This is a genomic window from Coprococcus hominis (ex Arizal et al. 2022) (assembly GCF_040094675.1).
Lineage (GTDB): Bacteria > Bacillota > Clostridia > Lachnospirales > Lachnospiraceae > Coprococcus_C > Coprococcus_C hominis.
Genome location: NZ_JBBNHG010000031.1, coordinates 411,318 through 435,575, shown reverse-complemented (window position 1 = coordinate 435,575; position 24,258 = coordinate 411,318). Strand labels below are relative to the sequence as shown.

Below are 24,258 nucleotides of genomic sequence, written 5' to 3'. Positions count from 1 at the left end.
TTTGAAAATAAATGAAACAAACATACAATAAGGAAGCGTTTCGATCGCTGATCACCTTATCCATCCCGACCGTATTAGAAGAGGTGCTGTCGACGCTGCTTCAATATGTTGATACGGCGATGGTGGGACATCTGGGTGAGAAAGCAACGGCAGCAGTCAGCACGACAACAACCATCGGCTGGCTGATCCACTCAATTCCAAGTGCGATTGCGGTTGCTGTGCTGGCGATTGCATCGAAGGCAAATGGAGCCGGGGACGAAGCCAAACTGAAGAAACTGGCTGGACAATCAATACTATATGCATTTACAATCGGAACGTTATTGGAAGTGATCGCGCTTGTGCTGTCCCCGTATATTCCGGTGTGGATGGGCGTTGAACCGGATATTGTAAGACCGGCAAGCGTGTATTTCACAATTACAAGCATTTCACTTGTGTTCCGGGCGTCTTCCCGCGTCTTTTCCGCGATGATTCGATCCATTAAGGATACGAAATCGCCGATGTTTATCAGCGTGGGTGAAAATGTGTTAAATATCCTATTGAATACGGTATTTATATATGGTCTGAATCTCGGCGTGGCAGGTGCGGCAATCGCATCCTGCATCAGTTTTGGAATCGGCGGTATTGCGATGTTTCTGCTGATGCTCAGCAAGACGAAGCTTCGACCAACGCGAGAGGACAGGAGACTCGACCGGGAGATTCTGTCAGAGACATTTACGATTGGGCTTCCGGCACTTGGCACGACCTTTGTAAGCTGTTTTGGATACATTGCGTTTGCACGGATGGTATCTGGTATGGGAACGACGATATTTGCGGCGCATTCGATCGCCATTACAGCGGAGCAGATCGTCTATATTCCGGGATATGGACTGCGGGTGGCGACCAGCACATTGGTTGGTAATGCGCTCGGAGAAAAGGATATCCGGAAATTAAAAGCAACGGAGCGGGTATCGATTCTGATCACATTATTGATTATGGTAGTAAATGGTATCGGACTCTACCTATTCGCATATCCATTTATGCGTCTGTTTACGAACTCAGTCAATGCGGCGCGGATCGGAAGTGAGATGCTGCGTCTGGTTTCGTTTTCAGAGCCGTTTTTTGGACTGATGATTGTCTTAGAGGGTATTTCCTATGGTATGGGTCGGACGAAGCATGTGTTCGCGTGTGAGGCGGTCAGCATGTGGGGCATCCGGATATTTGGTACGTTCTTATGCGTGAATGTGTTTGGACTGGGTTTAAAGGCAGTCTGGCTTTGCATGATCGCAGACAATATATGTAAAGCAATTTTGCTGTATATATTCCGCCCGAAACATGTGGAAGAAAATGCTGATGATAGAGGAGCGTTACGGTGAGTATTACAGAATTCGAGAAAATACAATTTTATCTGGCACCGATGGAATCCGTGACGGGATACGTGTACCGGAATGCATATCATGCGATGTTTGGCGATATGAATAAGTACGTGATGCCGTTTATCGCACCATCAAAGAAAAAAATATTGAAGACGAGAGAGCGGAAAGACGTGGCACCGGAGCACAATCAGGGAATGTATGTTGTTCCACAGATCCTGACGAACGATGCGGAACAGTTCCTTACGACGTGCAATATGCTGGCGGAGCTTGGCTATCAGGAAGTGAATCTGAATCTGGGCTGTCCGATGGCAATGGTCGTATCGAAGAAGAAAGGAAGTGGATTCTTAGAGGAACCAGATCGATTAGACCGGTTCTTTGATGCGGTATTTGAGGGGATATCCAGACTGCCGGAGGAGCGAAGCTGCAAGATCTCTGTGAAGACGCGGATCGGAATGGAGTTTCCCGAAGAGTTTGCGGATATCCTGCAGATCTATAACCGGTATCCTATCTCCGAAGTGATCATTCATCCACGTCTGCAGAAGGATTTCTACAACAATCAACCGAATCTCGATGTATTTGCGGAAGCACTGAAGGAATGTGTGCACCCGGTCTGTTATAACGGAGATATTTTTACGGTGGAAGATTATCATGTGTTCCGGGAGATGTTTCCACAGGTAGACCGCATTATGCTTGGAAGAGGTGTAATTGCGAATCCGGGACTGGTACGGGAGATCCGGACAGGGCAGTCGGTAACAACGGCAGAGCTAAAGGAGTACCATGACCGGTTGTATGCTGGGTACCGGGAAGAGATGGACTGTGAGCGGGATGCGCTCTTTAAGATGAAGGAAGTGTGGTTTTATCTGGGTAAGATGTTTCCAGAAGCAGAGCGGGAGCTGAAGAAGGTAAAGAAAGCAGATCGACCGGAGGAGTATCTGGCTGCGGTGAGAGGTGTATTTACTTTGCCAGTGCATGCGCTGCAATAACCTCCATTGCCTGCATATCCTCTGGTGTGTCGATGTCTGCTAGCTCATAGTGTTGTGTAACCGGTAGGAGTCTTACATGTTCCCTGTGGTTTTGAATCACAGTATTGCCGCCATTTTTTGGAGGTAGTGCAGAAAGATCATCAAAGTAAGCAGATGGAAAAACAACCGGGGAACCGGCAGTATTCTGATCGCAAGTCCGCCAGATTGTATCGGGTGCATTTTTGGCGCAGAAAAGCAATGCACCGATTGTCTCCCGTGAGACGAGCGGCTGGTCTGAAGGCAGGAACAGGCAGTGGCTTGCTTTGTCTTTTATTGCACCGGTTCCAAGTCGGATCATATCGTTCCGGTCCGGCAGATTATGCAGAAGAAATGGGATATCCTGTTTCTTACATATATGTGCAATTTCCGGGTGGATCGTCACAACCAGCCGGTTTTGTCCAAGCATTTCGGTCGCATCAAACGCGTATGCAATCAGTGGTTTCCCATTAAAATCTGTGAGGAGTTTATTGGCACCGAAGCGTTTGCTTTTTCCGGATGCCATGATGATACAGAACGCGTCTCCATAAGGCTTATCTAAATCTACGAGAAAACAATCATCCCGCTTGCAGAGAGAGTCCAGGAAAGGAAGTTTTTGTTTACGGACAACTAAAAGTACATGTTTGGCTGCGAGCAGACGGGAAATTGCTTCCTGATACGCAGGAATTGTCTGTTCCAGATAACCGGTTTCGTCGATGGTTACCCAGTCGGACGGATGACGGATACACATATCCAGAAATTCGATGCCTTTTGTGAGAAATGCTTCCGGAACCGGTTGCATTTTGTTTGTGTTTCCGGGTGCATCTGCCTGATATCTTCCAATCTGGACAGTCTCGCCTGACAGGTTTTCTTTCATATAGACACCATCTTCGGGTACTACATAGGATGTAAGCCCGGGCATTGGTTGTGGGAAAAGGGCAGAAAGAAGCGTGGACTTTCCGCTTCCGCGGCTTCCGTTCAGAATCAGATGCTTTTTGCTGCTAGCGCGAAAAGATCTCCAGATACAATTTGCGGTTGGCCTGTATGCAGGCATCTCGATACCGTTCATATTTTTCTATCCATTCCTTTCCTTCCTGTGTCAGAGTGCTTCCACCGCCGGATTTGCCACCGACAGTCCTGCTTGTGAGTGGAAATCCGAGTGCATGCTCGGCATTTTTTATCATACGAAGCGCTTTCGAGTAAGCAAGTCCCATCGAGCTTGCAGCCGCACGCAGGGAGCCTTCTGCTTCGATGGCATGCAGCAGACGACAGGGACCTTCTCCAAAGAATTTTTCATCCTGTTCATCGTAAAAAGTAATTTTTGTAACAGCTTTCATATGGACTCCTCCTGTATCATAACAAGGTGTTCGTTCCCACTTTTGTCGTGGAGCTTTGTGATATTGATTGTACCATAAATCGAGGAAAGCAGCGACTCCATCTTTGAAACAGGAGTCGATTTCGGGGAGATTTTCCCGGAATGTGTGCCTTTCGACAGGACAAGGAGCTCGTCACAGGTGTTTAATGCCAGAGAAGGGTCATGGAGTGTGACAAGCGCACAGGCGTCGTGGGCAGTCACATATGTCCGCAGATGCTGCATCATCTGGTTCCGGAACCGGAAATCTAAGGCGCTTTCCGGCTCATCGAGGAGCAGAAGCTTACGTGCGCCGGCGAATGTCCGTGCAAGGATACATAACTGTTTTTGTCCTTCACTTAGCTGGTTGTAGTTTGCCTGCTCACGATCGGGAAGACCGACCATCGTGAGAGTTGCTTTGGCATGTTCTTTCATCTGCGCGGTGGGAGGCTGCAACAGCGATAAGTCCGGATGATACCCCATCAGGACAACATCCAGAACTGTCATATCAATTGTGATTCCGCTTTTTTGGGGGATATATCCACATTGCTTTGCAAGTTCCCGTGCAGAAAGTGATTCCAATGTATTTTCTGCAAGCAGACAGGAACCTTTGTGCGGGAGGATGTTCGCAATCGCTTTTAAAAGTGTAGTTTTGCCGCATCCATTTGCACCGAGAATACCGGTGATTGTTCCGGGACGCGACGTAAAGCTGATATCGTGTAGGATTTCTTTTCTGCCATATCCGGCAGACAGGTGACTGACTGTGAGCAGACTCATGATTCGCGGTTCCTCCTTACGCATAGATAGATCAAAAATGGTGCTCCGACAAGACTGGTGAAGATACTGACCGGCAGCTCTGTGGAAGCTACGCTTCGTGCCAGAATATCTCCGAGTGTCAGCAGGCAGCCGCCGATGATCCCACTTAGAAACATCGTGGATAGCCGGTTGTTTTTGATGATCAGACGTGCACCGTGCGGTGCAAGCAGAGAGATGAAGCTGATAAGCCCGGTCATGCTGATGATTCCGGATGTTGCCAGCGTTGCAATCAGGAGAATCAAAAGCCGGAGATGTTGTGTGTGAACACCGAGCATACGCCCTTCGTCATCGTGCAGGGAAAGCATCATAATCTGCCGGTACAACAAAAAAAGTGCGCTGATACAGAGGATACAGAGAATCACATTTCCTTTGATGGTATAGAGACTGATGCCATTTAAACTTCCCATAATCCAGTATTCGATGGATGCAAGCTGTTTTTCCGGGTCGGCGAGCAGCTTCAGGAAGATGAGAGTGGTCTGGGCTAAGCTGTGTACCGCGATTCCTGCCAACACGATTCCTCTGCCATCCTGCCCGGCAGTGAGGGATGCGAGCATAAGCGCTAGAACAACAGAACCGAGAGCACCGGCAAATGCAGACGCAGTCACTGCCATAGAGCCGGACAGAAACAGGATGCCGAACGCGGCACCGGCGCTGGCACCGGAAGATACGCCGATGATATCCGGTGATGCCAATGGATTCCGGAATACAGTCTGGAAGACAAAACCTGCTACGCCGAGAACGAAGCCGCCGATACAGCCGACGATTCCGCGGCTTGCGCGCAATGTCACAAACACCTGCCACTGTCTTGAATCACCGGATATAATTCCGGAGAGTGTGAGTGGGTAGCGGCCGACAAAAAATGAAAAAATCGTCAGAACCGTTAAGATAACGGTTCCGACGATAAGAGTGAATTTAATTTTATTATTTGATTCCATAAAAAGTTTCATAGAACGCTGCCTTTTCTTCTGTATACATATCTGCAGATACCTGATCCGGGTGCAGGATTCCGGCAAGCCAGATGGATGCAAGGATTCCGCCCGGTACAGGACTGTCTAATGCTTCGATATCGCCAGGGATTGCATAGACATTTCCGTTTTTGACTGCGGTGCACTCCTTCAGATTCTCGTCGTTTAATACATCTTCGGGTGTGTATTCTGCATCCGAAGCGAGAATAATATAAGAAGGATCCCATGCCAGAAGCTGCTCGTAGCTGATCTCAGCCCAATAGGTATCCGTGATTTCGGATGCTGCATTTTTACCGCTTGCCAGTTCGATAAGCCCTGACTGATACATCGCTGGACCGGCAGTGGAAAGAAGGGAAGAGTTACCGGCGAGATAGACGCTTTTTGCATCGACGCCGGATAAGTCTTTTTCGAGCATCTCTTTTTTCTCATCAATATAAGAAAGAAGGGCATCTGCGTTTTCCTTTGTGTTGGTTGCGGTGGAGACAAGTTCAATCATCTGTTCTAACTGAGCTTCGCTTTCCGGATTGACGAGCAGGACAGGGATGTCAAGCTCGGAGAGGCTTTGCGCTGCATCCTTTAATTTCATAGGCAGGATGACAAGCTCTGGGGAGAGGGAAGCGCAGGTTTCTAAGTCAAATTCCTTGGCTGTGCCGACATTTGGAAGCTCGAGGAATTCTGGCGCCGCAAGTTTGTAGATTGGCCGCTTACTTGCTTTTGCTTCGATGCCTGTTACCTTGTCTTTCAGACCGAGTGCAAGCAGGAGACTTGTGGAGATATAGTATCCGCTCACGATTGACTCCGGTTCTTTTTCAATTGTGACTTCACGACCAGCCTGGTCGGTGACTGTGACCGGATAGACCGTCTGCGCATCAGAGCCCTCTTCACTGGCATCTGCGGGGGTGCTGTCTGCCGTTGTAGCAGCATCCGATATGGAGGCTGCCGGTGCTTCTGTGACAGCTGTTTCCGTTGTTGTGGTTGTCTCTGTGGATGCAGGTTTGCTGCATCCGATCAGAGAGAGCAGCAACAGACTGATGAGTATAAGTGCTACATGTTTTTTGAATCTTTGTTTCATGATAAAAACCTTTCGTTGTACTTTTGATAATACAACGGTATTGTAACAAAACCGCTTTTCAAAGGCAAGTATTTTTACTATAATATAAAGTTGGAAAAAAGCGGTTAGAGAAATAGAAGGAGCTTTTATGGTAACAATACAGAATTATGTTCGTGTAAAAAATCTGGAAGAAGCTTATACGCTGAACCAGAAAAAAGGAAGCATGATCCTCGGTGGAATGCTTTGGACGAAGATGCAGGATCGGACAATCCAGACGGCAATCGATCTGTGCGAGCTGGGACTTGACAGGATTGATGAGAACGCGGATGCATTTTTTATCGGTGCGATGGTGTCTCTGCGTGAAATCGAGCTGCATGAAGGTCTGTATGCATATACGCAGGGCGCAGTCAGAGATGCCTTAAAGGATATTGTCGGTGTTCAGTTCCGGAACCTGGCAACTGTCGGCGGCAGTATTTGGGGACGGTTTGGCTTCTCGGATGTCCTGACGATGTTTCTTGCTATGGATACATACGTGGAACTGTTTCAGGGCGGTATAATTCCGTTGCAGGAGTTCGCCGAGAAAAAACCGGACCGGGACGTGCTTGTGCGTCTGATCGTGAAGAAAACACCGGGTGTCTATGCGTATGCATCGGTTCGTAATCAACGGACAGATTTCCCGGTTCTTGCATGTGCAGCGGCAAATGTTTCCGGTACATACCGGATTTCTGTCGGTGCGAGACCGGGCAGAGCAATCTGTATCACGGATGAGGAAGGATTTCTCACAGACGGAATCACAGAAGAGCGTGCAAAACAGTTTGCAAAATGGGTAGAGACAAAAATCCCGACAGCCGGCAATCACCGGGGCAGTGCAGCATACCGCACACGCCTTACAGGTGCGCTTTGCTATCGGTTAACAAAGAAAATCGGAGAGGAGCAGGCATAGACATGGATATCAAAATCAAAGTAAATGGAACACTGATTTGTGAATCAGTATCGCCAGATCTTCTGCTCCTTGATTTTCTGCGGAAGCATGGCTGCTACAGTGTGAAGCGCGGTTGTGAGACCGCAAATTGCGGGCTTTGTACCGTGCTTTTAGATGGAACCCCGGTCTTGTCATGTTCGGTACTCTGTGCAAGAGCGGATGGACATGAAGTATATACGCTCGAAGGACTGCAGGAGGAAGCATCCGGTTTTGTTGGTTTTATCGCTGACCAGGGGGCTGATCAGTGTGGATTTTGCAATCCGGGATTTGTCATGAATACGATTGCATTGCTCCGGGAGAATCCGGATCCTTCGGATGATGAGATACGTGCGTACCTGGCAGGAAACTTATGCCGGTGTTCCGGATACGAAGGACAGCTCCGGGGAATCCGGAATTACCTGAACTATATAAATAGGAAGAAGCAGGGAAAGGAGTAAGCGATGGAACATAAGAATTACAATGCCATTCACAAATCAGTCCGGAAGAAAGACTCCATGCAGCTGCTGCTGGGAAAACCGGTGTATACAGATGATATCACGGGTCCTGCGCTTGTCGTGAAGCTTCTGCGCAGTCCGCATGCCAATGCGATTGTGGAAGAAATCCATACAGAAATTGCAAAGAAAATTCCGGGCGTGGTGGATATCTATACATGGGAGGATGTGCCGAAAACAAGGTTTGCAATCGCAGGTCAGACTTATCCGGAGCCATCTCCGTATGACCGGTTGATTATCGACCGGCACGTGCGGTTTGTGGGAGATGTTGTCGCAATCATTGCAGCAGAGGATGAAAAAGCGGCATGCAAAGCGATGAAGCTTGTGAAAGTGAAATACAATGTGTTAGAGCCGGTGCTTGATTTCCACAAAGCGAAGGATAATCCGGTGCTTGTGCATCCGGAGGATGACTGGTATCCGCCGGTTGATGTGGGCGGTGATGCAAAACGGAATGTGATCGCACATGAATTGAGCGGAGATGGCGATGTCGATGCCGTGATTTCGGACTGTGAGGTATCATTTTCCCATGCTTATCATATGCGTGCGTTCAACCAGGCAATGATGGAAACATTTCGCACATATACATGTCTTGACCGGTATGGAAGACTGCATGTGATTTCTTCGACACAGATTGTTTTCCATGTGCGCCGGATTTTATCGAGAGCGCTTGGAATCCCAAAAAGCAAAATCCGCGTGGAAAAACCGCGGATCGGTGGTGGATTTGGCGCGAAGCAGACTGCAGTCAGCGAAGTGTATCCGGCGTTTGTGACGATGCAGACGGGGCGTCCGGCGAAACTCATCTTCACAAGGTACGAAAGCCAGATCGCAGGTTCGCCGCGGCATGAGATGGAAGTCACTGTCCGGCTGGGTGCAGATCGGGACGGACATATCCGCGGACTTGATCTGTACACACTTTCCAATACAGGTGCATATGGGGAACATGGACCGACGACGGTCGGACTTAGCGGACACAAGTCAATTCCGCTTTATACAGGAGGACTTGAGGCGTTCCGGTTTGGTTACGATGTCGTCTATACAAATACAATGGCGGCGGGCGCTTATCGCGGCTATGGCGCAACCCAGGGAATCTTTGCTCTGGAGTCCTCGGTCAATGAGCTTGCGGAGTCGCTTGGCATCGACCCGACGCAGATTCGGGAGAAAAATATGCTCCGGGAGGGCATGAAGATGCCGGCGTATTATGGAGAGACTGCAAATGCCTGCGCGCTTGACCGCTGTATGGCAAGATGCCGTGAGCTTTTTGGCTGGGAAGAGAAATATCCGGTCCGGGAGATGGGCGATGGAAAAGTGCGGACCGCCGGTGTTGCGATGGCGATGCAGGGTTCCTGTATATCCAACGTCGATGTCGGTTCTGCAACTGTGAAGCTGGCAGATGATGGAACGTTTAACCTGATCATCGGTGCGGCAGATATGGGAACCGGCTGTGATACGATTCTGGCACAGATGGTGGCTGAGTGTATGGACTGCTCTGTGGATGACGTGGCAGTATTTGGCGCAGATACGGACGCATCTCCGTATGATTCCGGTTCTTATGCATCTTCGACTACCTATGTAACAGGAAAAGCAGTAGAGCTTGCCTGCGAGGAGCTGAAGAAAAAACTGTGTGCGATTGCGGCGGGAATGCTTGGATGTGAGCCGGAAGAAACGGTATTTGAAGATGGGTGTGTGCGGAAGATTAACACAGACGAGTGTGTCACACTGGCGCAGATCAGTGTGAAGGATCAGGTGGCAAATGATATTGCAGCGGTTGCGACTGCATCGCATTCTTCACCGGTTTCTCCACCGCCATATATGGTTGGTATGGTGGAAATTGAGCTTGACCGCTATACAGGGGAGGTAAAAATCCTCGATTATGTGGCAGTTGTGGATTGTGGAATCGCAATCAACCCGGCACTTGCACGTATCCAGGCAGAGGGTGGAATCGTGCAGGGGATCGGTCATACGTTGTTTGAGAATATCACATATGATGAAACCGGAAAACCGGTTGAGTCCAATTTTATGCAATATAAAATCCCAACGCGGCTGGACATGGGACACCTACGGGTTGAGTTTGAAAATAGCTACGAGCCGACAGGTCCATTTGGCGCAAAATCCATCGGAGAAATCGTGATCAACACACCGGCACCGGCGATTGCTCATGCAATTTACCGGGCGACAGGTGTATGGCACAGAGAACTTCCAATCACACCGGAGAAGATATTGATGTCGATGCCAGAAGATGATTTTAGATAAGTAAATACCGAATACAAGGAGAAAAACAGATGAAAAAGAGTTTTAAGTTATCGGATGCGGCATTTCAGATGGATGGAAAGATGCCGCTTGCGCAGGCAATTCCTCTTGGATTGCAGCATGTTTTGGCGATGTTTGTTGGAAACCTTACACCGCTTTTAATCATCACAGGTGCCTGTGGAATCGCAGGAGGAGAGTTTGCTGGGCTGCAGCTTTCCCTGCTTCAGAATGCAATGCTTGTTGCAGGAATTGTGACATTGGTGCAGCTTTTTGCAATCGGTCCGGTCGGCGGACGTGTACCGATCATCATGGGTACATCATCCGGGTTTATTGGTGTATTTAACAGCGTTGCAGCAACGATGGGGGGCGGTGTATCCGCATATGGAGCAATCATGGGGGCATCAATTTTAGGCGGTTTTTTTGAGACGGTGCTTGGGTTCTTTTTAAAACCGCTTCGGAAGTTTTTCCCATCGGTTGTGACAGGTACAGTTGTTATGTCCATCGGTTTAAGTCTGATTTCTGTTGGAATCAATTCTTTTGGCGGTGGAAACAAGGCGGAAGATTTTGGCTCGATGGAGAATCTGCTGCTGGCACTTTTTGTGTTGATTGTGATATTGATCTTCAAGCATTGCACAAAAGGATTTTTGAGTTCTTCCTCGATTTTATTGGGTATTATTGCTGGATATATTGCTGCAATCGTTATGGGATTTGTGCTTCCTACGACCGGGGTGACTGCCGATGGCGTCGAGTATACAAAAGCGTGGGTGCTGAACTGGGACAAGGTAGCAGATGCTGCATGGTTTGCTATCCCGAAGATCATGCCGGTCAAGCCGGTATTTGATATGCGTGCAATTCTGCCGGTTATGATCATGTTTATTGTTACAGCGGTTGAAACAGTTGGAGATATCTCCGGTGTTATGGAAGGCGGTCTGGGACGGGAAGCAACCGATAAGGAGCTGTCCGGTGGTGTTATGTGTGATGGACTTGGATCTTCGCTTGCTGCCTGTTTTGGTGTCCTGCCGAATACGTCTTTCAGCCAGAATGTCGGACTTGTTGCCATGACAAAGGTTGTGAATCGGTTTGCGCTTGCAACGGGAGCTGTGTTCCTGATTCTCTGTGGACTCTGTCCGAAGCTTGCGGCGCTTATTTCTATCATGCCGCAGTCAGTACTCGGTGGTGCCGCAGTTATGATGTTTTCTTCGATTGTATTCAGTGGAATCCAGCTGATCACGAAGAATCCGATGAATTCGCGTAATCTCTCCATTGTCTCTGTAGCGCTCGGTGTTGGCTATGGTATGGGAGCAAATCCGGATATCCTTGTCCATGCACCGAAGCTTGTACAGCTTGTGTTTGGCGGCTCTGGAATCGTGCCTGCTGCGATTGTGGCAATCCTGTTGAATATTGTACTTCCAAAAGAGAAAGAAGAGCAGTAAAGTATCTGGCTGCGGTGGGAAGTGTATTTCGGGGATACAAAACAACATAATAAACCCCATGTTCATGTATATTATGGAGAGTATGAGGCAGCAATAGGAATAGATGGTGAATTGCTGGCAGGCTCATTGCCATATAAACAATTAAAAATGGTAACGGGCTGGCTTGCATTTCACGAAGAAGAGGCATATGCCGCATGGAATTTGGCGGTGCGTGGAGAACATTTTAATAAAATTAAACCTATGTAAAGGAGGTGCTTCATGATGTACGTTGTAGATGGAGTTTGTTATGCGGCAAGTGAAGCAAAAGAAATAAAAGTAAAAGATGCAACATTGCTTCGCGGCGGAATGATTCTTGTAACATTTTCAAATGGTGAAAAAAGATTGTTTGATACGACATTGTTGACAGGAAGTGCATTTGAACCGTTAAAAGATGAGGAAGTGTTGAAAAATATGAGCGTTTTCCACGGTGTTATTACATGGATGGATGGTGAAATAGATATAGCACCAGAAACTGTCTATCAGGAAAGCTATCCGTATGATTCTTTGAAGAGCGCAATGTGAATGGAAATATAAAAACAGCAGTCAGTGGTTATTTGATTGCTGTTTTTATATATGAACAAATGAGGAGGCGAGGTATGAGGAACAAAACAAAGAGAAGGCTTTACAGAGTTATTTCGTTATTGGTGTGCATGCTGATGGTTGTTATGAACATACACATCGTGCAGGTACATGCGGCAGAGAAAAGCTATCAATACTGTCAGACCAAAACGGAAAAAGGTGTAACATTCAAGGTAGAATGGGATGAACCGAAATTAGGGGAAGAAACGGTATTTCACTTGTCGGCGACAGGAGGAAATGCGTCAAATAAGTATTTTATGACATCACCAAACTATTCGAATCCCGGAAGCACAGAACGGGAAATGCTTGTGGATCCAACCTATAGTGAATGGAAAAACTATACAAAAGAGTGCAGTACCTATGACTTGAAGTTCAAAATGACCGCGTCGGGAACGTATTATTTCCGGTTTTACGTTATGAATATGTCTTCGCCGGTTGTGTACTTTTCTATAGATGTGACGATATCCGTCTCTGACGCGGATCATCCAAGCGTCGATTCCATTGTGAAATCCGCAGTTGCGCAGTGCAATAAGAAAACAACAGGTTCTGACTATGACCGGGCATTGTGGCTGCATAACTGGCTGAATGCGAAATTGGAGTACGACAAAACACTTGCGTGGTGTTCCGCAGAAGGTGCACTGACGAGAGGATTAGGAACCTGCGAGAGCTACCAGCGGGCGTATGCGAAGCTTCTGACGGCTGCGGGTATTCCGAACGAACGAATCGAAGATAGGGCAGATAATCATACATGGAATGCCGTGAAGTTAGACGGCGAGTGGTATCAGGTCGATTGCACGTGGGATGATACATCGGAACATTGGTATGATTTCGACCAGAGATATATGTATTTCGGCCTGACCGATGAACTGATGGCGATTGCGCATGAACATCATGCAGATCTGTATACGACATCCGGGTACCAGACGCGTTCGACAAGTCTTGCGAATAATTACCTTGTAAGAAATGGAGATGCGGCAAGATGGGCAAAAGCGTATCGGGCGCGGATACAGGCAAAGCTTGATGCGCGTGAGACGACATTTACAATTGCGGCAGATAACAGCAGTTATCCGCCAAGCTATTCCGGAATACTGAATGGTATAACTGCCTATGCGATCAATCAGATGGATTGGTCATACGGCAATCTCGATGTGAGTCTGCAGGCAGCAGGAAGTGCGACACAGTTCACATTTCGGGTTTCTTATGTGGAAGAACATACGGAGCACAGATGGGATGCGGGAACTGTGACAAAAGCAGCAACCTGTACACAGAAGGGGATTCGGACTTATAGATGTACAGCGGCTGGCTGTAAGCAGACAAGGACAGAGGAGCTTCCGGCACTCGGACATAGCATGACCAGAGTTGTATCCGAACGGGTTGCACCGACGAATCAGAATGATGGCAGGGAACAGGTAATCGGCTGTTCCAGATGTGATTATACAGAAGGAGGCGCTGCAATCTCGAAGCTTGCGTCTGTTGCGTACAGTACGCATGTGCAGTCGATTGGCTGGCAGGACGTGCGATATAATGGAACGATGGCAGGCACATCGGGGATGGCGAAGCGCCTTGAGGCGATTCGGATCAATATTCAGAACGAATCCAATCTTGGGATTCAGTATACGACGCACTGTCAGACCTATGGCTGGCTTCCTTGGTCCTACAATGGAGAGACGAATGGAACGAGCGGGGAAAGCAAACGGTTAGAGGCGATTAAGATTCAGCTTACCGGTGCTGATGCCGGTAAATATGACGTATATTATCGGGTGCATGCACAGTCATTTGGCTGGCTTGGCTGGGCGAAGAACGGCGAACCATCCGGTACAGCTGGACTGGCGAAACGTCTCGAGGGAATCCAGATTGTTGTCCTGCCTGCAGGCAGTGCAGCGCCATCTGTGAATTATGCAGGCGTGAATGCATCCGGCTCTGCGTATCGTACAAGAGCGTATGTAAATGGAACATCGTCAAACAGTATTGCGATTCCGGGGTACAACAGTCAGCCGAATGTCATGTACAAGACACATGTGCAGTCATTTGGATGGCAGAATTGGAAGCAAAACGGAGATTGCTCCGGGACATTCGGCAAGAGCAAACGGCTGGAAGGAATCAATATCAAGCTGTCAAACTGTGGTTATTCCGGTAGTGTGCAGTACAGAACGCACATCCAGAGCTATGGATGGGAGAGCGGCTGGAAACAGGATGGTGCGATGTCAGGAACTTCCGGTCAGGCGAAACGTTTAGAGGCAATCCAGATCCGGCTTACCGGTGAGATGGCACAGCATTATGATATCTATTACCGGGTGCATGCGCAGCATTTTGGATGGCTTGGCTGGGCGAAGAACGGAGAGTCTTCCGGAACCGCGGGATATGCTTACCGGCTGGAAGGAATCCAGATTCTTCTGGTGCCGAAAGGGGCAGCAGCACCGGCATCGAATTATGGTGGGATGATACAGAATAATCCGAATACGTTTATAGCACGATAACAGAGATAAAAAAAGCAAGAGTTCAAACTCTTGCTTTTTTATGGAATGCGGGTGACAGGACTTGAACCTGCACGGGGTTGCCCACTAGAACCTAAATCTAGCGCGTCTGCCAATTCCGCCACACCCGCATGTGAATTGTGAAATTAATATATTATAATATGAAAGAACGAAAGCTGAATCCATGCCCCTCCGTAAGCTGCGCTTACTTCGGTCACGGGCTGTCGCCCTATCATCTGTCGTAACTGCGACCTCCTGTGAGCAAACTCCCATCGGTCTCGTTACTTCCAGCTGGCATGGCTTGTAGCTTTCGCGAAAATTCCGCCACACCCGCATATGTATGAATAAAAAATTAGCAGATGAATTCATCTGCCAAAGAGTGAGCCACGGGGGAATCGAACCCCCGACAACTTGATTAAAAGTCAAGTGCTCTACCGACTGAGCTAGTGGCCCATATAAAATAAAAAAGCTGGGCTAGTTGGATTCGAACCAACGAATGCAGGAGTCAAAGTCCTGTGCCTTACCGCTTGGCGATAGCCCATTAAAAACCTACTCTTGCAAAGCCTGCAATCTAAAAGAAGAGGGTGGATAGAGGGACTCGAACCCTCGGCCTCCAGAGCCACAATCTGGCGCGCTAGCCAACTGCGCCATACCCACCATATAATATAAAAATGTGCCCGAAGGGATTCGAACCCCCGACCCACGGCTTAGAAGGCCGTTGCTCTATCCAGCTGAGCTACGGACACATAATATCTTGCATACACGAAATGTATTTGCAAAATAAAGAGCGGGTGATGGGAATCGAACCCACGTATCTAGCTTGGAAGGCTAGTGTTCTACCATTGAACTACACCCGCTTAATCTGAGCTTGGCGAAGAGAAGATATTAAGTCGGGGTGACAGGACTCGAACCTGCGACCTCCTGATCCCAAATCAGGCGCTCTAGCCAAACTGAGCCACACCCCGATAAGGCATTTATTTGTCTGCCTCGTCTCAACGCAAGTGTTATTATACATAAAGCAGGGGTGGTTGTCAACAACTTTTTATAAAAAATTTAAAATGCCGAAAAATATAGGAAAATAGCGCCATTTCTTGGAATTTGTCGACGGGTGTGGTACACTAGGCAATGCAAAAAGATTTTTAAAGAGGAAAAAACAATGGATAATTTTATATTTAGTGTGAATGTGACGATTCCGATTTTCCTGATTATTCTGTTAGGATATATATTAAGAAGGATCGGTTTTCTGACGGACGAATTTGTACGGGTGGCGAATAAATATGTGTTTATTGTCGCACTTCCGGTTATGCTGTTCCGGGATATTGCAGGTTCCGATGTGAGAAAGGATATGAATGTAAAGTTCTTCCTGTTCTGTATGATTGTGACGATCATTATGTTCTTTCTTGTGTGGGGCATTGCAAAGCTTACCCTGAAGGACAAGACAATGGTGGGTGCGTTTGCACAGGCAGGTGCGCGTGGAAGTGCGGCAATCCTGGGTGTTGCATTTGTGGAGAATATCTGTGGGGAGATCGGCATGACACCGCTTATGATCGTGGCGGCAGTTCCGTTCTTCAATATATTATCAGTCATTATATTGGTATTTAATGCAAATACAGAGGCAAATAAAGATTATGGTAAAATCAAGAACGCTTGTATCAACATTGCGAAAAATCCAATTATTATAGGAATTGTTCTGGGACTGATCGCATCACTGGTACGGTTGCCAATCCCGACGATTCCGGCACGGACACTCAATTATGTTGCGCAGACTGCAACACCGATTGCATTGCTGGCGGTGGGTGCCGGGTTTGACACGAAACAGGCGATTGCCAGACTCAAGCCTGCCCTTGGTGCAACTTTTATCAAACTGATCGGATTGCCACTCGTGTTTTTACCATTTGCATATAAGTTCGGATTTGCACCGAGTGAGATGGTAGCAATTTTGATCATGCTGGCATCCCCGACGACGGTGAGCTGTTATGTCATGGCGAAGAATATGGACAACGATGATATCCTGACTTCCAATGTTATTGTGCTTACGACATTGCTGTCGTCTGTGACACTTACCTTGTGGATCTTTATTTTGCGCTCGATTGGATGCATCTAAAAACCACGTAAATATGCGGGCTTCAGAGCATCTGAAAAAAACATGTTAAAAAATTCAAGAAAATGCTTGACAAATGGAAGCAAGGTATGTAAAATAGCAAGAGTGTTGAGCAAACAACACAAAAACGAATGGGATCTTAGCTCAGCTGGGAGAGCATCTGCCTTACAAGCAGAGGGTCATAGGTTCGAGCCCTATAGGTCCCATTTTTATGGCGGAATAGCTCAGTTGGCTAGAGCACACGGTTCATACCCGTGGTGTCGAGGGTTCAAATCCCCCTTCCGCTATTTTTTTATGCCTGAAATTCTATATAGAATAGAATGTGCAAATAGAATCTCATGTCAGAAATGGCATGAGATTTTTTTGTGCCTTTTTGTCGATGCGCGGTTGTCGAATCCGTTCGGATGCTGTTCTAAAATATGTAAATAATGCAGGAAATGTGATTAATTGTGACAAAACATCGAAAAATGTTACAAAAATGTTTCAAATATTTCTAAAAAATTTCAAAAATGTATTGACAAGTTAACAAACATGATGTTAAATAGGGGAAGTTTGTTGCGAACAAACGGTTTTGGAAAAGGAGTGATTAGATGAGGTTAAACATCGACAAGCTAATGATAGGATTTGTGATGATCTTAGCAGTATGTTTATACGCACCAACATTATTGGAAGATTACAAAGCCAATAGCACAACAAATGAGAAGGTAACAGAGGTACTTGCAGAAGCTCCGGCACCGGCAATGACAACAGAGTCTATGGTGCTTGCAGCAGTTACAACGCAGGAGCGCATCGGGGAAGCTGTTCAGGCAGCGAAAGTTACAGAGAGTATTGGGAATGATATGACAAAGGCTGTAACGACTGATGTAGCAAAACTCACACCGAAGTTTCAGACAAATATGAATGTGACAAATATGATAGAAGAAACATCGGTTGCAGACAGAAGCATGCTTCAGACGATGGTCGAAGCACGGACGAATCCGGTATATTCGGAGTTCATCGCACATGTAAAGTCATTACCAGTTGAGATCAAGCCGTCACTGATGGCGAGCGACGAGCGAGACAAGGTATTGGCAGTTCGCGACAATTATGATGAATTCCTGAAGACGGTAGAGACATATTATGCAGAGAAGGCAGTTTTAAAAACCGCACAAAATGCACAGACATATGTGACTACATATACAAATCAGACCGGAGACGGAAAGCTGACTGCATCCAAGGGTGTAAACTACGGACCAAGCGGAAAAGAAACGTATTACAACTTGAATATGAATGGTGTCGTAGCAACGATGCAGGGAATGGGAATTCCAGGGCAGTATTGGGTTCGCGAGGATGGCGTAAAAATGTACGGTGATTATGTTATGGTTGCCGCAGATCTGAACACACATCCAAGAGGATCGCTTGTAGAGAGCAGCCTTGGTACAGCGATAGTAGTAGATACAGGCGGATTTGCAGCGTCAAATCCAAATCAGTTAGATATTGCAACTGCATGGTAAAAGAAAAGGGAATGTTTTCATGAATTACATGGAAACATTCCCTTTTTTCTTTTAAATCAAATTGGCAAATTCGGATTCACCGTTATGACTGGTTATTATCCTGATTATCGTATTTAGCCTTTAAATCATCCATCGGTGTGGAACCAAAGGTTTCAAGCGGTGTCTTTAATGTACGCTCTAAGTCCTCCTGCTCCTTGTTCTTCTGTGCGGTACGCTTCTTCCACCATGAGAAGAGGATACATACGACGATGACAACCGCTGCTGCGATGATCAGTACCTTGAATACGCCGGCAGAATGATTCGTTGCCTTGGCGATGGTACGAGTCTTTACGAACATTACATAGAACTGGATACCGGTTGCATCGTAGAATTCCTGTGCGCCGGTTACGACGTTGTTCTTTGTATCAATCCAGTTTAAATCATCCCGATAGCAGTGAGAGTCAAATGCCTTGTCGGATTTGATTTTTGAGATGCCATCCTGCTTCATGATTTCCAATGTGTCTTCCAGCATGCCCTTTAACTGGATACCGAGATCATCATTGTAGTTATTCTGATATGCGGAGATCATACTGTTAATGTATGTATCCATAAGTGCATTGGCTTTGACACCATATTTGAACTGACCATTGTCGTTTTCATCTACGACCAGGAGCAGTCCGTCCTCGCGACCGCTGAATATTGTATTATACTGATCTTCTGCGTATTCGGAAATACGGTTATCGCTGAGTGTGTCGCCTGTATATCCACCTTTAAACTGCATATAGAAAGAGAATACGATCAGGACGAGCATGAGCATGATTATAGTAACAAATGCACCGCCGCTACTGCCGTTTGAATATACGTAAGTTGTTCTGCCTCCATAATATCTTCTTCTCGGTGGTGGAGGTGGTGGCATGCCCGGACCTCCATGATAGTAATGTGGCCCCGGACCGTAATCGTCGTATGGTCTAGGTCCCGGACCGGGACCGTGAGGCCTTGGACCACCGCCAAAACCGCCTCCGCGTGAACCACTGCTGCGAAAGCTACCGCCACCGCCGCTGAAACTTGCACCATGATGACTGCCGCCACCGTGACCGCCGCTGCTAAAGCCGCCGCCACCGCCGCCGGATCTTCCCATAATAAACCCTCCTCATTATGTATAAATTTGTACAGTACATTTTTCTCTATGACTGTGATAGTGACATTTTACAATGAAATGACAGATTCGTAAATATAGAAAAACAAATTGTGGCAATTCTAACCATGAGAAAAGGAAACGTTTGCATATATGGGGCAAATATGATAGATTATAGTACGATACTTTAATTTTGCCTGATATAAAGGAGCGTAGGAACCATGAGAGTTGGCATGGGATATGATGTGCATAAATTAGTCGAGGGACGCCGCCTGATTTTGGGAGGCGTGGAGATCCCGTATGAGAAAGGTCTGCTTGGACATTCGGATGCGGATGTGCTGGTGCATGCGATTATGGATGCGCTGCTTGGAGCTGCAGCTTTGGGAGATATCGGAAAACATTTCCCAGATACCGATCCGGCTTACGAAGGCGCGGACAGTATGCGGCTTCTGGAGGAAGTGCGGAAGCTTCTGGATGCAAATAATTATGTGATTGGAAATGTAGATGCAACCGTGATTGCGCAGCGACCAAAGCTTGCGCCGTATATTGATGCAATGCGGGAGAACATTGCGGCACGGCTGCAGATTGATAAAAATCAGGTTAATGTCAAGGCGACAACAGAGGAAGGTCTTGGATTTACCGGGCAGGGACAGGGAATCAGTTCCCAGGCAATCTGCCTGCTTGAGACAATCGATAATTTTGATTATCGAAGCTCGCGTGTGGTAGATGATACTGTAGAAAATGCTGCCAATCCATGCATGGGATGCATGGGGTGTGCAAAAAGATAAAAACAATAGATAGATATAGGAGGATATTTTAGTTTCATGAGTGACGGAGACAGTTGCAGGCTCAAATATTTTGAAGGTGAACCGGAGGTGCTTGCTGAGGTTCGACAGATGTGGGATGAAATATTTGATGATCCGGAGGAATTTGCGGATTATTATTTTACAGAGATTTGTAAGCAAAATAAGATTTTACTTGCTTATAAGGGGGATGTGTTGGCAGGCATGATTCATCTGAATCCTTATGAGATGCAAGTAGAAGGGAAAAAGGAACTGTGCTATTACATAGTCGGAGTGGCTGTGAAACCGGAATATCGGGAGCAGGGCATCATGCACAAAATGATGCAGCGCGTGCTTGCAGATATGAAAAAGGACGGCAGAGCGTTTACGTTTTTGATGCCGGAACGGGAAGAATACTATGAGAGCCTTGGCTTTGAGAAGGTATTTCATACGTTGGAACTGGATATTGATATTGCAGAGCTGGAGGACGAGGATGTCGTACCGGATGATCTTTCTGGTGAGGAAGGATATTATACGAAGAATCTGAAAGATCTGCATGAGGAACGCGCAGATATACTGGAGCATCTGTCTGGAGAAGTAAATGATGCACTGGCAAAGAAATATCAGATTTACGCGCATCGTACGCCGCAATATCTGGAGCAGATGTGCATGGAACATCGCTGCCAGAATGGAGATGTGGTAGCTGTGTATGAGGATGGTATGCACATGGATGACGGGCAGGTGGAAGAACGTCTGGCAGGTATGTTTTCTTATGATATCTATGATGATACGATGTATGTGGAGCGTTTTGAAAGCTTTGATGATCATGTGCGATATGTGCTGGATGCAGCGGTAAGGCTGGCAGAACATGCATTTTGCAGAAGACTGGTCGTGACGATGTCGGAGCGGCATTTCTGCGATGATATTGCAAATATGCTTGGCGTGTCTGTACGGATGAACGACGGATATGGGTTTATGGCGCTTTCACTGCAGGGGGATGATTCATTGATGTCAATACTGCATGAAGCAAGTTTTTTCGATGAAATTGTATAAAAACAGATAGATTTTTTAAGAAAAACTTTGATTATGAAAGTATATGTGATATAATTTATCAGATAATGACGCACGAGAAACGATGCGTAAATATAAAGTAAATTTTTAAGAGATAGGGGTAGACCATGTATAAGATTGTAAAAAAAGAAGTCTTAAATTCGGTTGTTGTCATGATGGAGATTGAAGCTCCTTATGTAGCTGCACGCTGTGAGGCAGGACAGTTTGTCATCGTCAGAGTGGATGAAGATGGCGAGCGTATTCCTCTTACAATTGCGGATTTTGACCGCGAGCGCAATACAGTTGAGATTATTTTCCAGGTAGTTGGATATTCAACAACTCTGATGGCAAAGCTGAATGAGGGCGATTACCTTCAGGATTTCGTAGGTCCACTTGGACAGCCGGCACCGCTCAACAAAGAGTGGAAACGTGTGATCGGTATCGCGGGCGGTGTTGGAGCAGCGCCACTTTATCCACAGGCAAAGAAGCTTGCTGAGCAGGGTACAAAAGTGGATGTGATTATCGGCGGACGTACCGCAGAGCTTGTACTTCTCAAGGAGAAGTTCGAGAAGTTCTGTGACAATGTATATATCATGACAGATGATGGTTCTCTTGGCGAGCAGGGCGTTGTTACAAAGAAACTGCAGGAGCTTCTGGATGCTGGCGTGCAGTATGACCATGCAATCGCAATCGGACCACTCATCATGATGAAGTTTGTAGTAGCACTTACAAAGAAGCCGGAATACAACCTTCCGACAGCCGTTTCTTTGAATCCGATCATGATCGATGGTACAGGTATGTGTGGCGGATGTCGTGTCACAGTTGGTGGCGAGACAAAGTTTGCATGCGTAGATGGACCGGATTTCGACGGATTTGAGGTTGATTTTGATCAGTGTATGAAGCGCCAGACATTCTTCAAGGAAGAAGAGCATGCGTGTATGATGAAGCTTCAGGCAGATCAGATGCAGAATTAGGAGGGAACGAAAGATGCCAAATATGAGTCCAACAAAGGTTCCTATGCCACAGCAGGACCCGAATGTGAGAAATAAAAACTTTGAAGAGGTTGCAACCGGTTATACAGCCGAGATGGCAATGGAGGAAGCAACCAGATGTATTAACTGTAAGAACAGACCTTGTATGACTGGATGCCCGGTTAACGTACCAATCCCTGGATTTATTGAGCAGGTTGCTGCCGGTAATTTCGAAAAGGCATACGAGATCATTACAAGTGAGAATGCACTTCCAGCAATCTGTGGACGTGTCTGCCCACAGGAGAATCAGTGTGAGGGTAAATGTATCCGTGGTATCAAGGGTGAGTCTGTATCCATCGGACGTCTAGAGCGTTTCGTAGCAGATTACCACATGGCACATGGAGAGAAGGCAGAGCTGAACATCGAGAAGAACGGCAAGCGTGTCGCAGTTGTCGGTTCCGGTCCTGCAGGTATTACATGCGCTGGCGAGCTTGCAAAGAAGGGTTACGATGTAACAATCTTCGAGGCATTACATAAGGCTGGCGGTGTGTTAAGTTATGGTATCCCTGAGTTCCGTCTTCCAAAGTCTTTGGTTGCAAAGGAACTGGAAAATATTACAGATCTTGGTGTCGATCTGGAGACAAACGTTGTAATCGGACGTTCACTCACAGTTGACGATCTGTTTGCACGTGGATTTGACGCAGTATTCCTTGGAACAGGTGCTGGACTTCCGAACTTCCTTCGGATTCCAGGCGAGAATCTCCTTGGAGTATATTCCGCAAATGAGTTCTTAACACGTGTTAACCTGATGAAAGGTTATAAGAAGGGCGAAGTTCCAACACCTGTCAAGGTCGGCAAGCGTGTTGCGGTTGTCGGTGCCGGTAACGTAGCGATGGATGCAGCAAGAACGGCTAAGAGACTTGGCGCAGAGGAAGTGTATATTGTATATCGCCGTGGTGCAGAGGAAGTACCTGCCCGTAAGGAAGAAGTCGAGCATGCAAAGGAAGAGGGCGTAATCTTTAAGCTCCTGAACAACCCGGTTGAGATCCACGGAGAAGATGGATGGGTAACTGGCATCGAGGTAGTTGCACAGGAACTTGGTGAGCCGGATGCTTCCGGACGTAGACGTCCGCAGCCGATCGAGGGATCGAATACTGTAATTCCGGTTGAGACAGTTGTCATCGCAATCGGTCAGTCACCAAACCCATTGATCCGCCAGACAACCGAAGGACTGGAAACACAGAAGTGGGGCGGTATCATCGTCAACGAAGAGACTGGTGAGAGTACGCGCGAGCATGTGTATGCCGGTGGTGATGTTGTTACAGGTGCAGCAACCGTTATCCTTGCAATGGGTGCCGGTAAGAAGGCGGCAAAGGCAATTGATGAGTCATTAAAGGAAATGTAAATATGGTAAATAACTTGGACGGTTATGCGGAATACGCAGTACAAAAGAAATTAAAAGCAAAGGACCGGATGCCTGTTGTGGCATCCGCTGCTTTGATGATCGTCGGATTTGGAATCTGGACATTTATGGCAGGCTGGGTCGGGCCGTCAATCTTGATTATCGGTATTGCTCTTACGATTATTACAGCGACGCGGCAGGAATTGGAGTATGAGTATATATTTGTGAACGGGGATTGCGAAATCTCAAAGATCGTGAAGCGGTCATCCAGAAAAAAGGTGTATGAGTTTGAGGCAGGTAAGATCCAGAAGGTGTTGCCGTATACCTCCATTCTGTTTGACAACGAACGTCAGGCGCATCCGGATATGATCATCCGGGATTACACTTCCTGCTTTCCGGACAGGAAAGAGAAGTGGTACGCATTCATTAACAACAGCAAAAACCGCACGGAAGCGGTAATTGTGGAACTGAATGATAAATGCATAGAGCATGTGAAGCTGTTCTATAAGAATAAATATAGTGAATAACCAAAAATCCGGAACCTCGATTTGCATCGAAGCTCCGGAT

Annotated in this window: 22 protein-coding genes and 9 tRNA genes; 18 read left to right on the top strand and 13 right to left on the bottom strand. The window is 47.0% G+C overall.

Annotated elements, in window-relative coordinates; translation table 11 throughout:
• Positions 1–11: 11 nt before the first annotated feature.
• Positions 12–1,352: an MATE family efflux transporter gene (locus AAAT93_RS07565; RefSeq protein ID WP_227572895.1), complete on the top strand. Its 1,341-nt coding sequence runs from the start codon at positions 12–14 to the stop codon at positions 1,350–1,352.
• The gene (locus tag AAAT93_RS07560) at positions 1,349–2,335 is read left to right on the top strand and encodes a tRNA dihydrouridine synthase (RefSeq protein WP_331682219.1); all 987 of its coding nucleotides are present in this window, start codon (positions 1,349–1,351) and stop codon (positions 2,333–2,335) included. Before AAAT93_RS07565 ends, AAAT93_RS07560 begins: the two co-directional genes overlap by 4 nt.
• Here AAAT93_RS07560 and AAAT93_RS07555 read toward each other — a convergent pair.
• From AAAT93_RS07555 to AAAT93_RS07535, 5 genes are read right to left on the bottom strand one after another with little or no spacing between them, the layout of a single operon-like run.
• The gene (locus tag AAAT93_RS07555) at positions 2,307–3,404 is read right to left on the bottom strand and encodes an NTP transferase domain-containing protein (protein ID WP_227572930.1); all 1,098 of its coding nucleotides are present in this window, start codon (positions 3,402–3,404) and stop codon (positions 2,307–2,309) included. The two genes, AAAT93_RS07560 and AAAT93_RS07555, sit on opposite strands and share 29 nt — an antisense overlap.
• Positions 3,352–3,687: a winged helix-turn-helix domain-containing protein gene (locus AAAT93_RS07550; protein ID WP_117780956.1), complete on the bottom strand. Its 336-nt coding sequence runs from the start codon at positions 3,685–3,687 to the stop codon at positions 3,352–3,354. Before AAAT93_RS07550 ends, AAAT93_RS07555 begins: the two co-directional genes overlap by 53 nt.
• A complete protein-coding gene (locus tag AAAT93_RS07545) occupies positions 3,684–4,478 on the bottom strand; it encodes an ABC transporter ATP-binding protein (RefSeq protein WP_196020075.1) in 795 nt (264 codons plus the stop codon). The genes AAAT93_RS07550 and AAAT93_RS07545 overlap by 4 nt, the downstream gene beginning before the upstream one ends.
• Positions 4,475–5,452: a FecCD family ABC transporter permease gene (locus tag AAAT93_RS07540; RefSeq protein ID WP_227572894.1), complete on the bottom strand. Its 978-nt coding sequence runs from the start codon at positions 5,450–5,452 to the stop codon at positions 4,475–4,477. The genes AAAT93_RS07545 and AAAT93_RS07540 overlap by 4 nt, the downstream gene beginning before the upstream one ends.
• Positions 5,439–6,554: an ABC transporter substrate-binding protein gene (locus AAAT93_RS07535; RefSeq protein WP_227572893.1), complete on the bottom strand. Its 1,116-nt coding sequence runs from the start codon at positions 6,552–6,554 to the stop codon at positions 5,439–5,441. Before AAAT93_RS07535 ends, AAAT93_RS07540 begins: the two co-directional genes overlap by 14 nt.
• A 127-nt stretch (positions 6,555–6,681) precedes the next feature.
• Between AAAT93_RS07535 and AAAT93_RS07530 the strand changes: the two genes are divergently transcribed.
• From AAAT93_RS07530 to AAAT93_RS07500, 7 genes are all read left to right on the top strand, one after another.
• Positions 6,682–7,476, top strand: coding sequence for an FAD binding domain-containing protein (locus AAAT93_RS07530; RefSeq protein ID WP_118545107.1), 795 nt, complete (start codon positions 6,682–6,684; stop codon positions 7,474–7,476).
• A 2-nt stretch (positions 7,477–7,478) separates the two neighbouring features.
• A complete protein-coding gene (locus AAAT93_RS07525) occupies positions 7,479–7,952 on the top strand; it encodes a (2Fe-2S)-binding protein (RefSeq protein WP_117780952.1) in 474 nt (157 codons plus the stop codon).
• A 3-nt stretch (positions 7,953–7,955) separates the two neighbouring features.
• Positions 7,956–10,256: a xanthine dehydrogenase family protein molybdopterin-binding subunit gene (locus AAAT93_RS07520; RefSeq protein ID WP_195540813.1), complete on the top strand. Its 2,301-nt coding sequence runs from the start codon at positions 7,956–7,958 to the stop codon at positions 10,254–10,256.
• 29 nt (positions 10,257–10,285) lie between these two features.
• Positions 10,286–11,686, top strand: coding sequence for a uracil-xanthine permease family protein (locus AAAT93_RS07515; protein WP_021984937.1), 1,401 nt, complete (start codon positions 10,286–10,288; stop codon positions 11,684–11,686).
• Between the two features lie 21 nt (positions 11,687–11,707).
• Entirely contained in the window at positions 11,708–11,932 is a 225-nt protein-coding gene (locus tag AAAT93_RS07510; RefSeq protein WP_227572892.1) for a DUF4160 domain-containing protein, read from the top strand.
• 12 nt (positions 11,933–11,944) lie between these two features.
• The gene (locus tag AAAT93_RS07505) at positions 11,945–12,247 is read left to right on the top strand and encodes a DUF2442 domain-containing protein (RefSeq protein WP_207660254.1); all 303 of its coding nucleotides are present in this window, start codon (positions 11,945–11,947) and stop codon (positions 12,245–12,247) included.
• Positions 12,248–12,321: 74 nt separating this feature from the next.
• The gene (locus AAAT93_RS07500) at positions 12,322–14,781 is read left to right on the top strand and encodes a transglutaminase domain-containing protein (RefSeq protein WP_227572891.1); all 2,460 of its coding nucleotides are present in this window, start codon (positions 12,322–12,324) and stop codon (positions 14,779–14,781) included.
• Between the two features lie 46 nt (positions 14,782–14,827).
• On the opposite strand, the gene AAAT93_RS07495 is transcribed toward AAAT93_RS07500, so the two are convergent.
• The 7 genes from AAAT93_RS07495 to AAAT93_RS07465 all read right to left on the bottom strand — a co-directional run bounded on the left by AAAT93_RS07495 (position 14,828) and on the right by AAAT93_RS07465 (position 15,743).
• Positions 14,828–14,909 (bottom strand) — tRNA-Leu (locus AAAT93_RS07495).
• 249 nt (positions 14,910–15,158) lie between these two features.
• A tRNA-Lys gene (locus tag AAAT93_RS07490) sits at positions 15,159–15,231 on the bottom strand.
• A gap of 16 nt (positions 15,232–15,247) precedes the next feature.
• Positions 15,248–15,319: transfer RNA gene (locus tag AAAT93_RS07485), tRNA-Gln, on the bottom strand.
• A gap of 42 nt (positions 15,320–15,361) precedes the next feature.
• A tRNA-His gene (locus tag AAAT93_RS07480) sits at positions 15,362–15,435 on the bottom strand.
• A gap of 15 nt (positions 15,436–15,450) precedes the next feature.
• Positions 15,451–15,524, bottom strand: a tRNA-Arg gene (locus tag AAAT93_RS07475).
• Between the two features lie 40 nt (positions 15,525–15,564).
• A tRNA-Gly gene (locus tag AAAT93_RS07470) sits at positions 15,565–15,635 on the bottom strand.
• A 33-nt stretch (positions 15,636–15,668) separates the two neighbouring features.
• A tRNA-Pro gene (locus AAAT93_RS07465) sits at positions 15,669–15,743 on the bottom strand.
• Positions 15,744–15,934: 191 nt separating this feature from the next.
• Here AAAT93_RS07465 and AAAT93_RS07460 point away from each other — a divergent pair.
• The 4 genes from AAAT93_RS07460 (at position 15,935) to AAAT93_RS07445 (ending at position 18,372) form a co-directional block, all read left to right on the top strand.
• A complete protein-coding gene (locus AAAT93_RS07460; RefSeq protein WP_021986127.1) occupies positions 15,935–16,882 on the top strand; it encodes an AEC family transporter in 948 nt (315 codons plus the stop codon).
• A gap of 130 nt (positions 16,883–17,012) precedes the next feature.
• A tRNA-Val gene (locus AAAT93_RS07455) sits at positions 17,013–17,085 on the top strand.
• 7 nt (positions 17,086–17,092) lie between these two features.
• Positions 17,093–17,166, top strand: a tRNA-Met gene (locus tag AAAT93_RS07450).
• A gap of 303 nt (positions 17,167–17,469) precedes the next feature.
• Complete coding sequence (locus tag AAAT93_RS07445) at positions 17,470–18,372, top strand: hypothetical protein (RefSeq protein WP_021986128.1); 903 nt, start codon at positions 17,470–17,472, stop codon at positions 18,370–18,372.
• Positions 18,373–18,454: 82 nt separating this feature from the next.
• Here AAAT93_RS07445 and AAAT93_RS07440 read toward each other — a convergent pair whose 3' ends face one another.
• Positions 18,455–19,489, bottom strand: a complete 1,035-nt coding sequence (locus AAAT93_RS07440) for a hypothetical protein (protein ID WP_021986129.1) — start codon at positions 19,487–19,489, stop codon at positions 18,455–18,457.
• Positions 19,490–19,707: 218 nt separating this feature from the next.
• Between AAAT93_RS07440 and ispF the strand changes: the two genes are divergently transcribed.
• The 5 genes from ispF (at position 19,708) to AAAT93_RS07415 (ending at position 24,218) form a co-directional block, all read left to right on the top strand.
• Positions 19,708–20,274 carry a 2-C-methyl-D-erythritol 2,4-cyclodiphosphate synthase gene (gene ispF / locus AAAT93_RS07435; protein WP_021986130.1) on the top strand — a complete coding sequence of 189 codons (567 nt, stop codon included), beginning with the start codon at positions 19,708–19,710 and terminating at the stop codon, positions 20,272–20,274.
• A 36-nt stretch (positions 20,275–20,310) separates the two neighbouring features.
• Entirely contained in the window at positions 20,311–21,321 is a 1,011-nt protein-coding gene (locus AAAT93_RS07430) for a GNAT family N-acetyltransferase (RefSeq protein WP_118670836.1), read from the top strand.
• A gap of 125 nt (positions 21,322–21,446) precedes the next feature.
• Complete coding sequence (locus AAAT93_RS07425; RefSeq protein WP_227572890.1) at positions 21,447–22,292, top strand: sulfide/dihydroorotate dehydrogenase-like FAD/NAD-binding protein; 846 nt, start codon at positions 21,447–21,449, stop codon at positions 22,290–22,292.
• A 13-nt stretch (positions 22,293–22,305) separates the two neighbouring features.
• Entirely contained in the window at positions 22,306–23,694 is a 1,389-nt protein-coding gene (gene gltA / locus AAAT93_RS07420; protein WP_117781526.1) for an NADPH-dependent glutamate synthase, read from the top strand.
• 2 nt (positions 23,695–23,696) lie between these two features.
• Positions 23,697–24,218 carry a DUF6106 family protein gene (locus AAAT93_RS07415; RefSeq protein WP_118670838.1) on the top strand — a complete coding sequence of 174 codons (522 nt, stop codon included), beginning with the start codon at positions 23,697–23,699 and terminating at the stop codon, positions 24,216–24,218.
• The last annotated feature ends 40 nt before the right edge of the window (positions 24,219–24,258 follow it).